Source organism: Ignavibacteriales bacterium (assembly GCA_016709155.1).
GTDB lineage: Bacteria > Bacteroidota > Ignavibacteria > Ignavibacteriales > Ignavibacteriaceae > JADJEI01.
Genome location: JADJEI010000001.1, coordinates 964,783 through 978,112 on the forward strand (window position 1 = coordinate 964,783; position 13,330 = coordinate 978,112).

General features: G+C 34.8%; 12 protein-coding genes and 1 pseudogene. 3 read left to right on the forward strand and 10 right to left on the reverse strand.

All coding sequences use genetic code 11. The features are described from left to right. The first annotated feature begins 6 nt into the window (after window positions 1-6). Complete coding sequence (locus IPH11_05000; GenBank protein ID MBK6913039.1) at window positions 7-1,389, forward strand: LptF/LptG family permease; 1,383 nt, start codon at window positions 7-9, stop codon at window positions 1,387-1,389. Beyond that, entirely contained in the window at window positions 1,376-2,458 is a 1,083-nt protein-coding gene (locus tag IPH11_05005; protein MBK6913040.1) for an LptF/LptG family permease, read from the forward strand. Before IPH11_05000 ends, IPH11_05005 begins: the two co-directional genes overlap by 14 nt. A gap of 59 nt (window positions 2,459-2,517) precedes the next feature. On the opposite strand, the gene IPH11_05010 is transcribed toward IPH11_05005, so the two are convergent. From IPH11_05010 to IPH11_05025, 4 genes and pseudogenes are all read right to left on the reverse strand, one after another. Further along, complete coding sequence (locus tag IPH11_05010) at window positions 2,518-3,876, reverse strand: hypothetical protein (protein MBK6913041.1); 1,359 nt, start codon at window positions 3,874-3,876, stop codon at window positions 2,518-2,520. Window positions 3,877-3,892: 16 nt separating this feature from the next. After that, entirely contained in the window at window positions 3,893-5,461 is a 1,569-nt protein-coding gene (locus tag IPH11_05015) for a hypothetical protein (GenBank protein MBK6913042.1), read from the reverse strand. Window positions 5,462-5,644: 183 nt separating this feature from the next. Then, a pseudogene (locus IPH11_05020) lies at window positions 5,645-5,969 on the reverse strand (DUF3467 domain-containing protein). Between the two features lie 13 nt (window positions 5,970-5,982). Continuing rightward, on the reverse strand, window positions 5,983-7,152 hold the full coding sequence (locus IPH11_05025) for a tetratricopeptide repeat protein (protein MBK6913043.1): 1,170 nt from the start codon (window positions 7,150-7,152) through the stop codon (window positions 5,983-5,985). Between the two features lie 253 nt (window positions 7,153-7,405). Between IPH11_05025 and IPH11_05030 the strand changes: the two genes are divergently transcribed. Next, window positions 7,406-7,753, forward strand: a complete 348-nt coding sequence (locus IPH11_05030; protein ID MBK6913044.1) for a cyclic nucleotide-binding domain-containing protein — start codon at window positions 7,406-7,408, stop codon at window positions 7,751-7,753. Between the two features lie 83 nt (window positions 7,754-7,836). On the opposite strand, the gene IPH11_05035 is transcribed toward IPH11_05030, so the two are convergent. The 6 genes from IPH11_05035 to IPH11_05060 form a co-directional block, all read right to left on the reverse strand. Beyond that, on the reverse strand, window positions 7,837-8,268 hold the full coding sequence (locus tag IPH11_05035; protein ID MBK6913045.1) for an Rrf2 family transcriptional regulator: 432 nt from the start codon (window positions 8,266-8,268) through the stop codon (window positions 7,837-7,839). A gap of 72 nt (window positions 8,269-8,340) precedes the next feature. Further along, entirely contained in the window at window positions 8,341-8,655 is a 315-nt protein-coding gene (locus IPH11_05040) for a cupin domain-containing protein (GenBank protein MBK6913046.1), read from the reverse strand. An 11-nt stretch (window positions 8,656-8,666) separates the two neighbouring features. Then, window positions 8,667-10,895 carry a nitric-oxide reductase large subunit gene (locus IPH11_05045; protein ID MBK6913047.1) on the reverse strand — a complete coding sequence of 743 codons (2,229 nt, stop codon included), beginning with the start codon at window positions 10,893-10,895 and terminating at the stop codon, window positions 8,667-8,669. 20 nt (window positions 10,896-10,915) lie between these two features. Beyond that, window positions 10,916-11,512: a hypothetical protein gene (locus tag IPH11_05050; protein ID MBK6913048.1), complete on the reverse strand. Its 597-nt coding sequence runs from the start codon at window positions 11,510-11,512 to the stop codon at window positions 10,916-10,918. Window positions 11,513-11,533: 21 nt separating this feature from the next. Beyond that, on the reverse strand, window positions 11,534-11,920 hold the full coding sequence (locus IPH11_05055; GenBank protein ID MBK6913049.1) for a cupin domain-containing protein: 387 nt from the start codon (window positions 11,918-11,920) through the stop codon (window positions 11,534-11,536). Window positions 11,921-11,934: 14 nt separating this feature from the next. Then, on the reverse strand, window positions 11,935-13,278 hold the full coding sequence (locus IPH11_05060) for an NAD(P)/FAD-dependent oxidoreductase (protein ID MBK6913050.1): 1,344 nt from the start codon (window positions 13,276-13,278) through the stop codon (window positions 11,935-11,937). Between the last annotated feature and the right edge of the window lie 52 nt (window positions 13,279-13,330).

The window sequence follows — 13,330 nt, forward strand, 5'->3', positions numbered from 1 at the left end:
AGAATTATGATTTTATCATTGTACATACTAAAAAATCACATCGCCCCATTTGCATTCTCTGTTATCACTTTAATATTCATTTTGCTTTTACAATTTTTAATGAAATACGCTGATATGCTGGTTGGTAAAGGACTTGATACATGGGTAATAATTCAATTAATTGTCTTTAATCTTTCCTGGATGGTGGTGCTGGTAGTTCCGATGGCATCTCTGGTAGCAACTCTGATGGCGTTCGGTAATCTTTCTCAAAATAATGAAGTGACAATTATGAAGTCATCTGGAATAAGTTTATACAGAATGATGGCAGCACCGGTTTTAGCGAGTGTAGTGCTTGCATACCTGCTTCTCATATTCAATGATGATATACTCCCCGATGCAAATCATCAGGCAAAAATTTTAATGCAGGATATTTCAAGAAAAAAGCCGACACTATCTCTAGTCCCCGGTTTCTTTTCACAGGAGGTTAATAACTATGCTATACTGGTAAGAGAGATTGATGAAAAATCCAATGATCTTTTTGATGTGACCATCTACGACTATTCCAATCCTGCAAAGGTGAATGTTGTTACGGCAAAAAAAGGAAAATTGTATTTTTCATCAGATCAAACAAAATTAATAATGGATTTAAAAGAAGGAGAAATACATGAATCAGAATCTCAAAAGACAAACCTTTATAGAAAATTAGAATTTACACACCATAGGATTGTAATGGATGCAGAACAATTTTCATTTCAGCAATCCGGTCCCGGTTCACCAAGGGGAGAAAGAGAATTAAGTATAAGTGCGATGAATTACATTATTGACAGCCTTAAGTCAAGAAACTTTACAAACTATCCTGAACTTAATGATGATGTTAAAAAATATTTTTTTGTTGATACCGCAACAACAAACAAAACCTACCGAGGTGGAAGTTTTTCGAATAAGCAACTCGTTTATACACGTGCAATAGACAGAGTTAAAGAAGTTAAAAATATTGTCCTCGCACATTTTAAAAGAATAGAATGGGTAAACCGTGAAATAGAAAAATATGACGTTGAAGTATATAAAAAATATGCGCTTCCAGCAGCCTGTATTGTATTTGTTCTAATCGGAGCGCCGCTTGGCGTTATGGTTCGTAAAGGAGGGTTTGGTGTTGCCGCCGGAATCAGTCTTTTTTTCTTCCTGATTTATTGGGCGTTTCTGATAGGCGGGGAGAAACTTTCCGAAAGAGATTTCTTCTCCCCCTTTTGGGGAATGTGGGCTGCTAATATTTTAATTGGAATTGCAGGTATCATTTTAACTATTCGAACCAACCTCGAAACGGTTAATATTAACTTTGATTTTATAAAAAGATTAATCCCGCTGAAATGGCAAAAGAATTTACAAAGTTCTAATCATGAAAATTCTTGACAGATATTTAGTAAAACAATTTGTCCAAACTATTTTTTTCGGACTGCTTGCTTTCACACTCATATTTGTTGTGATTGATGCAATGGAAAACCTTGATGACTTTATTGATCAAAACGTAACTGCCGATATTATATTTCACTATTATTTCGTCTTCAGTCCGGAAATAATTAAGCTCGTTACGCCAATAGCCGTTTTATTTGCTGCGATGTTTACTGCGGGCAAAGCAGCCAGTACAAGCGAACTGACAGCAATAAAAGCCAGTGGTGTAAGCCTTGTCCGCTTTATGGCACCCTTTCTGATTACATCATTTTTCCTTAGTTGTTTCTCGATTTATTTTTCCGGATACGTTGTGCCGATGGCAAATAAAACAAAATTGAGCATCGAAATGACTTATCTTAAAAAAGGACTTGGTTCTTCAAGTGCTAATATTTTTTTTCAGGACTCAAGAAATAGAATTGTTTCGATTTCATTTTTCGATAATGCCACAAATACAGCAAACCGCGTAAGCATTCAGGATTTTGACTCACAAAATTTGAATTCAATGACTGGAAGAATTGATGCGTTAAAATTAGTTTACGATTCTACGGCTCATCTTTGGATGGCGATAAACGGTACTACCAGAAAGTTTAATGGTGAAAAACAGACTGCCGATTACTTCAAAAATCTTCAACTGACGGATTTAAATTTTACTCCAAAAGATCTTTCTTCGAAACAGCAGAAGCCTGTCGAGATGAACCTTGATGAATTAAATTCTCTAATTGATTCACAAAAAAAAGCGGGCAACAACCCGGCATCTACACAAATTGAATATCATTCGAGGATTGCGTTTTCGATGGCGAGTTTGATTGTCGTCTTGTTTGGACTTCCGCTTTCGGCAAACAGGCGCAAAAGCGGTTTGGCAGCACAGGTAGGGTTAAACATACTGATTACTTTTATTTACTTGGTATTTATGAAAGTAAGTCAGGCTTTTGGAAAAAACGGATCGCTTGACCCGGTGTTAACAGCCTGGGTTGCAAATTTAATTTTCTTTGCAGCAGCGCTGATCAACTTGCCGCGGGTTAAACAATAATTAGTTGATTCGCCAGCGCGAGCTAATTGCTACTGAAGTATGACTAACTGCATCAGGCATTAGGTAAGATTGAAATTCGTTTGTTGCAAAATTGAATTCAAAATGTCAGTATAAAACCCAAGCCCGAATGTCCAATTCAGTCCGATTAGTGAACTATAAGTTAATCCCGTTCTGATGTAAGGGATCCAATTGCCGGGTTTCCATTCTGTACCAATTGCAAATCTTGGATTTTTTGTGTTACCCGGTAAATCGTTAAATCCTTGATTGTAATCAAAAGCTAAAAGTAAGTTACCGGGGATAAAATCTTCATCATTCGAAAAATATTTTGAAACTCCAAACCGCAAGGCAGTGGGTAATCCGCTCGAATAACCACCAATGGGAACCGCTTCACCAGTTAGTTTTTCTTTAACTGAGTCAATCTGATCTTTATTTGAAATATCGTCTAAAAATATTTCTCCATCCGAAACAAACTTTGCGGTGTGATCATTCCAATTCATCGAACCAATATCGGTAACAGCTAAACCGATTGTCCAGTCATTTTCAATTGATGCCGAAAACCCGAAATCAAATGCAAATCCATTTCCGGCAGGGGTGGGGAAAAGACCAATATTTGAAGAAGCAACTTCCGGTTCGAATTTGTATCTAACACCAAAACTTTTTGAGAATGCCGAGTATGCAAGGAAATCGGCGCTGCCGGTGATAACATTTTTATCACCTGTAACAATTTCAGTATTAATATTTTCAGTTTGAATATCAAAGAAACCCTGATAATATTTTAAAGAAACTCCTGCTCCAAATTTTTGAAATACTTCTGTGAATAATCCGGAAATATCTCTTGCATAACTAATAGAATACGAACGAAGCCACCAGCTTTGCACAAATGCATCGTTGAGGTTAAAAACTTTTTCAGTCGGATTTCCATTTAATGCTAAATCAACCAGGGCTTGCGGAACTTGTAATTTCCCACCTGCAAAATCTGTAACAGAAATTCCAAATGATCCAATATCTTTTCCTGCATTGATTGACCCGGAGATTAGGTTAGCTGAAATATTAACGAACACTAATCCCCCCTGCTGAAACAGAGAATTTAACCTTTGTTTATCATCTTCATTCAGGACTCTTCCGGAGCCGTTTACTCCGCCGAAAAAGTAGTTTAAATCGTCAAAGCTCAGAAAATCAGTGCCGCCTCTTAAACTTAGAGAAGGTGCAGGAAGTAGCAGTGAAAAATCAATAGAACCTTCATCACTAAAAATTAAATTTGCAGGGTTAATTCCAAGTGAATTTACTCCGCGCGAATTTGATGTATAAGTTTTCCCCATCCCTAAACTTCGTGCATCAACCGTTCCTATTGAACCATATTGAGCATTCGAATTTACAGTTAGAATTAAGATAAAAATAAATAGCAGTAATTTTTTCATGGCTTTTCTCAATTGATTATGGGGTTACTCTGAAATTTAGATTTCCATATATGCGAACGTTCATCCAATCTGTCGGACGAACTGAAACAATCGGCGCATCTGGTTTTTCAGCATCTTTCGTTTGAACACTGAGTGAATAAATAGCATACTTAGATTTTGATAACATTTCAATTTGTTCAGCGTCAAGCAAAATTGTTTGAATAGAATTATGCACAGATGCTGTCACCTCGCCATCCAAACCAACCTCTGCAGGTTCAATGTAAAAAGAATCTTTGCCGGTGGTAGAATTAATTAGAGTGAATAAATCATTATTATTTTCATCGGCAAGTGTAATTTTCATCCAGGATGCAAGTGGAATTGCATTATCAATCTCAATATTTAATTCGGCGCTGTTTCCATCTTGCAAAGAGTTTCTGTCATTTTCAGTTAGCTCAACTGAGGATGTATCTTCAACCGAAGATTTTTTTAATGTCACATAACTCTTTGTGCTGAAGTTCGTTTTAAAAATAATTGAATCTTCATACGAAACCATACCTTCCTCATGGTAAGGATTGATAATATATTCCGCTTCAACAACAATAGTATCGGGCAGGAAGCTAATTAAATCATTTACGTTGCTGTTATCCTGCGTAAACAACTTATAGTAAGACCCATTCAAAATAAAAATATCAAATTCAGAACCGCCTGATTCATCTTTTAGCAGAAACTCACTGCCGTCATTTCTCTTCCCGATTATATTGGTATTATGCAGCTCTATCGTGTATGGATTAGACAATTGAGTTTTATAATAAGCATAAAAATTAAGAGAAGCTTCTTTCAATACGGTACTGTTGTCATAATTCACAATACTATTTGTAATAAATCCAAATGGCTTGCGCTGATCGCCAATAGATTTTGAAGGAATATTTCCTTCCAAAAAATCGAAGTAATAATCAGTGTTATAAAAATTTAAGTAAACGAGCGTGGGTTGATTTGAAGTTGCTTTAACTATGATCATCAATTTGTCCCGATCCGAAACCGACTGATAGGCTGGCATTCGATATTTATAACCGGATATATTTTTTTCGGATGAATCTACTTCAAATGCCGAAACTATTTGTTTGAACTCTAATTGCTCACCGGTTGGTTTAGTTATACCCGGGACTCTAATAGTTACTGTCGCTTTGATTGATGATGGGTTGTTAATAATAGAAGTAAAAGCACCCTCAAGAAATTCTGCCGAATCTATCTTAATGTCCTCCGGAAAATCAATATAGATTATTGCAGAATCAGTATCGGAAGTTGGCAAAGGATTGTTAAGAGATTTCGAACTCGAGTTAATTTTTACATACTTAGTAACTCCTGTGCTGCTGTTATAATTTTCTGAAAGAATTAAAAATATATTTTCGTCTGAAGTAGTGTCAACCGTAATTTGTGCTTGTCTCTTAACTATATCCTGCATCAAAAATGTTTTATTCATTATTGGCACATTAAATCCTGCATCCCACTCGGGTAGGACTATGTCATCAGGAACATTAAAACAATTGATTGATAGAATAGATATGAAAATACTTACTGCAATTATTATTTTTTTAAACTTTCCCATTTTTATCTAAATCCTTTTCATTTTATCACAAATTGCCAATAATTATGCCATTAGCAACTAATGCTTTTCAGAATATATGTAAAGAATTATTATAAGAGATGTAACTATTACAGAAGTAAATGTAAGATTTACATCAGTAAAAAATTACCGGAAAGGATTATAAAGTGTGAACTGAAAATAAAATCAGTTCACACTTTCATCTTTTTTAAGGGGTACAAAACCAAAGTGCTGATTTTGAGGAGCGTCAATTCTTATCTCCCCGAAGCGGGCTTCAAATTTATCAATGTTATCTTTTAAGGCTTTCATAAACATTTTTTGCTGTTGGGGTGGTAATGATTCGTGCATGTACTTTTGCTTTTGGAACGCCGGGAACAATACGGGTAAAATCAATCACAAATTCTGCAGGTGAATGAGTGATAATTGCAAGATTTGAATAAATACCTTCGGCTTCTTTTTCACCAAGTTCGATATTTATTTGCTGATTTGGTGGTTGATTTGTATTGCTCATAATAACTTTCTAATTATTTATTTCTTATTTCGTCTGCTTTTTTGAAAGCGTTATTGGCATCATCCTGCATACCAAGTACTGAATAAACTCTGCCTAAAAGTTCCCACATTCCAGCATCATCATTTTGCATTTGAACAACTTTTTCTAAATGGGGTAATGCCTGACGATACTTTTCTTTGAACTCATCGCCCATCTTACCTTCGGCTTCGTTCTTTTTATTTATGTCTGTTCCCCACTTAACGTAGGTTACGGCTAAGTTGTAAACGGCGTTTTGATATTCAGGATCAATTTGAATTGCTTTTTGAAATTGCTGTTCAGCACCTTCAAAATCATCCTTCCCTAAAAGTAAAACACCGTAGTTGTAACGGTAATATTTATTTTCAGGATCTTGCTCAACGCCGGTTTTAAATGCATCAATTGCAGTCTCAATTTTATTTGCAGCTATGTATGAATTGGATAATACGACCAAAATATCTGTATTTGCCGGGTAAAGATTCTTTCCTTCTTCGAGCAGAGTAATTGTTTTGTTGAAATACTCCTGTGCTTTAATGCTGTCCTCGGGATTTTTTGAAACGGTGTACTCGTTTTTCAGATTTAAGCCTTCGGTGTAATAAATTTCGCCAAGGTAACGATAACCATCTTCAGACTTTTCTAACTCAATTAATTTTTGTAGTGGTTCGATTGCTTCGCTTTCTCTTTGAGCGCTTAAATATACGAATGCAAGATTTTTATAAGTATCGGCTGAATCCGGCTCGAGTTGAACGGCATATTTAAAATTATAAATTGCCTTGTCCAAAATCATCTTACTGCTATCGGGATCGGCGGTTGCCACACCCTTTTGATATAAAGCTACACCTTTATTAAAAAGATTTGCCCAAAAATATTTTTTGGAATCGTTTATCTGCGATTCGAATTTCTTACTAATACCGAGTGATTTGTCATAGGAATCAATCATCTCAGGATACATTTCTTTTTCTCCGTAAACATAGCCCAACAAATGATAGCCTTCATCGCTGGCAGGATTTTTTTGAACTTCTTTCTGTAATGTTTCTAATGCTTTGTCATAATTTTTTTGCTGGATATATAATTTTGCACTGGTTATCTCAGTTGATGAGCATTGAAAACCAGTAAAAAACAATCCGATTAGAATAAGAGCAGCAATGTACAGTTTAGAAATCTTCATTTATTCTCCATATAATTAAGTATTTATTGGTTTCAAAGTTAGTACTTTACAAAAGTATAATCAAGCTGAAATTAAATGAAAAAAATAAGCTAATTCTAATGTCAAATTTTGATGGCATATTGAAGCTTCTTTATTGTTTGCAAAGAATACCTATAATTTGTTTAGACTCAAAAATGTCAGCTACTTTCCAAATGATAATCTGCGTTTTTTGTATTATTCAAACAAGTTTTAATAAAAATAGGAGAAAATAAATATGGCAGACAAAACAAAGCTATGGTATTTAGAAAATTTTAATATCTTTCAGGGGTTGAAAGAAGTAGACATGATGAAGTTAAATTCTATTTCATCTATGAAAGAAATTAAAAAAGAAGAACCGATTTATTTTGCTAATGAGCCTTCTAAAGCGATTTACTTTCTAAAGACCGGGAGAGTTAAAATAATTAAATATCTCTCAGACGGCAGCGAAAAAATTCTTACAATTATAAATCCCGGTGAAATTTTTGGAGAAATGGCTTTTTTAGATGAGGCACAACGAACAGACTTTGCGGTTACAATGGAACCTTCTTTAATTTGTGCTATAAATAAAGATGACTTTTCTTAATTCCTCATCAAAATTTTCAGTTGAACTAATTTTTTTTTTGTTACTCATTTCAGATACTATAGTCTTATTATAAACTATTAATATTAAATATTATTAATTTTTTTTAGAGTTTTTTCTTTGAATTTATCAATCGTTTCGGTACTCAGCATTTCATAAGCTTTTGTTCTTAACTCGCCCCATTTTTCATGAACCGGGCAAGGTTTCTCTGGTGAACATTCCGGAAAACCAAGCACGCAAGAATTGAAACTATCCAATCCATCTATCGCATCAACAATATCAATCAATTTTATTTTGGATGGATGCTTTGCGAGTTTAAATCCGCCAGCTTTTCCTTTTTTGGATTCAATAATTCCGCTTTCAGTAAGGCTTTGCAAAATTTTGGAAATAAATTCTTTTGGGATGTTTAATTTTTTTGAAATTTCTTCAGCGGGACAAACACAATCGCTATCGTTAGCAGCCATAAAAAGAACTGCCTGTAATCCGTACTCACACTTTTTTGAAAAAAATACTGTCATTGCATAATCAGATTAAATAATCTGATTAAAATTAATTAATCAAAATCAAAATATCAAATAATACTTTTGGTTTTATTTAATCATAGTTAAAAGCATTTTTGATTTTACAGTTGCCTTCAATCCGTGAGGCACATCAGGTGGCATTACAATTATTTCCCCAGCTTTAACACTGTAAGGGTTTCCACCAATCTTTATTTCCATTTCACCATCAACCATATAAACAACTCCTTCGTAAGGTGATGTGTGCTCTGTTAATGATTCATCTTTATCGAACGCAAAAAGTGTAATGTTTCCATTTGGCTTTTTAATTATTTGTTTGCTTACTATCGATCCGTTCTGATAGTTTATTGCATCAACAAGATGTTCTATATTAATTAATTCACTCATTATAATTCTGCCTATTCTTTATTAGATTTTTCTTTTTTAAACTTTATTGATAACTGAAATACAAAGTACACAAGAATCACTGCTCCAATAGCGAAAATGGTATCACCAAAAGCTCTAAGCCATCTTAGGGTTTGCATTAAACTTGTTTGTAAAAATTCAGAACTTCTTGCGTACCAGTAACCATGTTCAACAGATGCCCAGGTTTGCATCAAACCAACAGGCAACAGACTAAAAATAACCATCGCAAATAATCCAAAATTGATTAGCCAGAAAGACCATCTAAGCGGCTTCTCATTCCATTCTATATCGGGTCTAATTCCTCTGAGTGAAAACAACATTAACCCAATACCGAGCATACCATAGACTCCGAATAATGCAGCATGTCCATGAAGCGGAGTTGTATTTAATCCCTGCATATAATAAAGTGCAATCGGTGGATTGATCATAAATCCAAATAATCCCGCTCCAAGCATATTCCAAAATGCAACCGAAACGAAAAAGTTAATTGGCCATTTATATTTTTTTACCCACTCAGTCGCACGAGAAAGTTTAATATTTTCCCACGCTTCATATCCAACAAACATTAATGGAACAACTTCAAGTGCGCTAAAGACAGATCCGAGTGAAAGAACTACCATTGGTGTGCCAGAAAAATATAAATGATGAAGCGTTCCTATAATTCCACCTGATAAAAATATTGTTGCAGAAAGAACTGTTGCCTGCCCTGCAGTTTTAATCGATACCAATTGAAGTTTTGCAAAAAGAAAAGCAATAACTACTGTTGCAAATACTTCGAAGAAACCTTCAACCCAAAGATGAACAACCCACCAACGCCAGTATTCAGCAATAGCAAGATTAGTATGTTTGCCATACATCAAAGCTGCGCCATAAAAAGAAGCAATAGCAATTGTTGAAATTAGAAATAAGGTTAGAATAGGTTTTTGTTCATCGTTTTTCTTAAGTGCAGGTCTAATGGCGCGCCACATCAAAAATAACCATAGGAATAATCCAATAAGCAATGCTATCTGAAAAAATCTTCCAAGGTCAATATATTCGTAACCGCTGTGTCCAAAGTAAAACCAAAACTGATCAGGTAACAAGTGCTTTATGCTCAACCATTCACCCGCCATTGATCCGAGTACAACAACTAATAATGCAACGAAAAGGACATTTACCCCTAACCTTTGACCTTTCGGTTCTTCCCCGCTTACAGCCGGTGCAATATACAAACCCGCAGCAAGCCACGCTGTTGCTATCCAGAAAATACCGAGTTGTGTATGCCAGGTTCTTGTAATTACATAAGGAAGAATTTCTGCAAGAGGGATTCCATAAAAAGCTCCGCCTTCAACTCCGTAGTGCGCGGTGATAACTCCAAGAAATATTTGCAGAAGAAATAATCCAGATACGATCCAAAAATACTTAATAACTGCTTTCTGCGACGGTGTTACAACTGCTCCAAGAAGCGGATCTTTTAAAGGCATTTTATTGTGCTCAATTTCACCTCTATTTGCAGCATAGTACCAAGCCATTCCACCTATACCAAGTAAAAGTATAATTATACTTACTCCGGTCCAGACAATTGTATCCGGCGTTGGGACGTTATTAATTAATTCTTCATGAGGCCAGTTATTTGTGTAGGTAACATTGTCGTTCGGTCTGTTTGTTGAAGCAGCCCATGCACTCCAGAAAAAGAAGGCATTTAATTTTTTAAGTTTTTCAGGATCGCTTAATGCATTTTTTTGAATTGCGTATTCATCTTTTCCGTTAGTAAATATTTCGCTGTAATGTTTTATATTTATTTTGATTGCTTCAAACCGCGCATCATTGATCGTAATATTACCAGTGCGCTTATCATAAGTATTAATTTTATAAATCTTTTTTAATCCTGCTTTAAGCAACGCTTGTTTTTCCGAGGATAACTTATCGAACTCAATATTGTATTGATGTTTAGCCCAGATATTAAGTACTATAACCGCCTCGCGATGCAGCCAATCTGCAGTCCAATCAGGTGCAACATAACTGCCGTGTCCCCAAACGGAGCCGGATTCCATTCCACCCATAGCCTGCCAGATATTTTGTCCATCTTGAATATCTGATTTTGTAAAAACCAACTCACCACTTTCGGTAACAAACTTTTCAGGAATCGGAGGTTTTTGTTGATAAATTTTTACTCCCACCCAACTTAAAACAGTAAATGATATTACAATTACCAGTGAAAATGCTATCCAATATTTTTTCATCTAATAACCCTTAAATGTTTTTAATGTTTGTTTTCGTTATGTGTATCGTTAATGTCTTCACCTTTGAAAAGTCCCTCTACATAATGAATGAAATGAACATAAGCTTCACCATATTTTCTTCCAGCCGTAACGTCATTCACATCATAATTTTTCTTTGATTGAAGGTTATCGAATAAATCTTTTACTTTTGAATGATATTTTTTATCTAAATGAGTTAAGATATTTTCCACAGAATTTTTCTCAATTGCAATATCCGCAGCTTCAATTCCTTCTGCTGGATGATATCCAACCGGTTTAAGTCCGGTATATGGTTCACCTTCACCCATCCTGTGAACTCTTACAACAGTTTCAAAGAAATACATATCGGCAAGTTCTTTTGCTTCAGGACTTAATGTTCGCACTTTATTCACTTTATCGAACATTGCTTTTATTTCCTGTTCGTCTTCTGCTCTTACCCAAACAAACACATAATTTAAGTTTCCTGTTTCAAGAGCTTTTTGAGATGCTTTAACAACCGGTCCCTCCACAGAATCACAGTGCGCAGAAGCTGTGTTTGTAAATATGAAAATAAATGATGCTAAAAATAGCATCGCTGCAATTTTTGATTTGTGTAACATAATATTTCTCCTAACTTATTTTTAGTTATATTTTTTCTGAATGATTGTGAGAATGAAAGTTGTATCTTCCAGCGCTTCAACATCGTGAGGAATTGCTTTTTCTAAAACAATGAATCCATTGGATTCTGCAATAACTTTTTCTTCTCCGACAATAAAATTAATCTTTCCAGATAGCACAAACAATGTTATCGGTCCTTCAACTTTGTGTTCGTGTAATGTAGCTCCTTTACGCAGAGATATTAACACTACGCGTAAGTTTGAGTTTTTTTGTAAAGTGACAGCGTTACGATCTCCGTTCAACCAAGCGTTTTCACTCTTTAACTTATCTGTTTCCGTGTCTATTGAAAAAGACAGCAACGTATCTTTAAGTTTTCTCTCACTTAACTTTGGTCTTTCTTGTTCTGACATTTTAGTCTCCTTTTTTAATATGTAATCCAATTTCTGCTTTCTTTTCTTAAAAGAATAATATGTTTTTCACGGATAGCTGTTTTGAGTAATCTTCCGAGAAATCCGACAAAAGTGACTTTCTTAAAAAACGGCAAAGCTAACCAACCAATAGCAAGATGTTTTCCAAGACTTACAACTTCGCCCAAAACTTTCGGATGATACATTTTTTTAGGTTTGCCAAATATTTCTGCATAAATATTTTCCGCAGCTAATCTGCCTTGCTGAAGTGCAAACTGTGCTGCAGCGGGAACAGGATTGCCAGTAACCGGATTTACTGCATTAGCGCTATCACCAATTGCGTAAATATATTTATTGTTTTCTGATTTCAAATACTCATCAACAATTAAACGACCAACTGAACTTGTTTTTAAACCACCGCGTTTAATTAAATCTGAAATACGAATCCCGCCGGTCCAAATAAAGTTTTTAGATTTAATTACATTGTTATCGGAAAGAAAGACATCATCCGCTGTTCGTTTTATAATTTTTGAACCCAACAAAATTTTAATACCTTTTTCGATAAGACGATTTTTTATTCTTTCAGAAAAATTTTCATCCATAAATGGAACCAATCTGTTAGCAGCTTCAATCACAATGATTTCCACATTACTTTTATTAATATTGAAATTAGAAACACACTTTGAGGTATGATCTGCTAATTCACCAGCAAACTCCACTCCTGATAAACCACCGCCGCCAATCACAAAACGAAGATTTTCTTTCCTTATTATTTCATTTTTTTCAGATGCAGCACTCGCACATATATTTGAAATATGCTCATAAATTTTATCAGCATCATTCAATGTTTGTAAAGCGAAAGAATGTTCTGCCATTCCGGGAATATTGTAGTAATTAACCTTACTGCCGATTGCAATTATCAGAAATTCATAGGGCAGCAGTTTATCATGTATTTGGACAGTTTTATTTTCAACATCAATATTTTTTACTTCGCCAAGATGAAATTGAATTTTTTTGTTCTTTAATATTTTGTAAAGGGGAATTGAAACCTCAGCATTGCGAACAGCAGCTTCATGCAATTGAGTTTTAATTGTGTGAAATGGATTCCTATCAATAAGATGAACTTTAAAGGTAGGATGTTTTTTTAATAATCTTTCGATTCGTAACGCGGCGGTAAGTCCGCCGTATCCTGCTCCGATGATGACAATATTTTTCAAATCGTTATCTTCAATTAATTCTTTCACCTTTGTTTGCACAATTTCTTCCTTAGGCTCGAAGAATTTTGGAATAAGTTCATTGAATGATTCTCTATAATGTGCGCGCGCAATAATATGATCTCTCCCTTTGTATTCAGTCAACATAAACTCATCAAGAAATTTTTCAATATATTCTTTTGTTAGCTTGTTCATTATA

What these genes read in the sequence shown, in the direction of transcription:
- IPH11_05000 (MBK6913039.1), top strand. Translation starts at nt 7, where the DNA reads ATGATTTTATCATTGTACATACTAAAAAATCACATCGCCCCATTTGCA.
- IPH11_05005 (MBK6913040.1), top strand. Translation starts at nt 1,376, where the DNA reads ATGAAAATTCTTGACAGATATTTAGTAAAACAATTTGTCCAAACTATT.
- IPH11_05010 (MBK6913041.1), bottom strand. Translation starts at nt 3,876, where the DNA reads ATGAAAAAATTACTGCTATTTATTTTTATCTTAATTCTAACTGTAAAT.
- IPH11_05015 (MBK6913042.1), bottom strand. Translation starts at nt 5,461, where the DNA reads ATGGGAAAGTTTAAAAAAATAATAATTGCAGTAAGTATTTTCATATCT.
- IPH11_05025 (MBK6913043.1), bottom strand. Translation starts at nt 7,152, where the DNA reads ATGAAGATTTCTAAACTGTACATTGCTGCTCTTATTCTAATCGGATTG.
- IPH11_05030 (MBK6913044.1), top strand. Translation starts at nt 7,406, where the DNA reads ATGGCAGACAAAACAAAGCTATGGTATTTAGAAAATTTTAATATCTTT.
- IPH11_05035 (MBK6913045.1), bottom strand. Translation starts at nt 8,268, where the DNA reads ATGACAGTATTTTTTTCAAAAAAGTGTGAGTACGGATTACAGGCAGTT.
- IPH11_05040 (MBK6913046.1), bottom strand. Translation starts at nt 8,655, where the DNA reads ATGAGTGAATTAATTAATATAGAACATCTTGTTGATGCAATAAACTAT.
- IPH11_05045 (MBK6913047.1), bottom strand. Translation starts at nt 10,895, where the DNA reads ATGAAAAAATATTGGATAGCATTTTCACTGGTAATTGTAATATCATTT.
- IPH11_05050 (MBK6913048.1), bottom strand. Translation starts at nt 11,512, where the DNA reads ATGTTACACAAATCAAAAATTGCAGCGATGCTATTTTTAGCATCATTT.
- IPH11_05055 (MBK6913049.1), bottom strand. Translation starts at nt 11,920, where the DNA reads ATGTCAGAACAAGAAAGACCAAAGTTAAGTGAGAGAAAACTTAAAGAT.
- IPH11_05060 (MBK6913050.1), bottom strand. Translation starts at nt 13,278, where the DNA reads ATGTTGACTGAATACAAAGGGAGAGATCATATTATTGCGCGCGCACAT.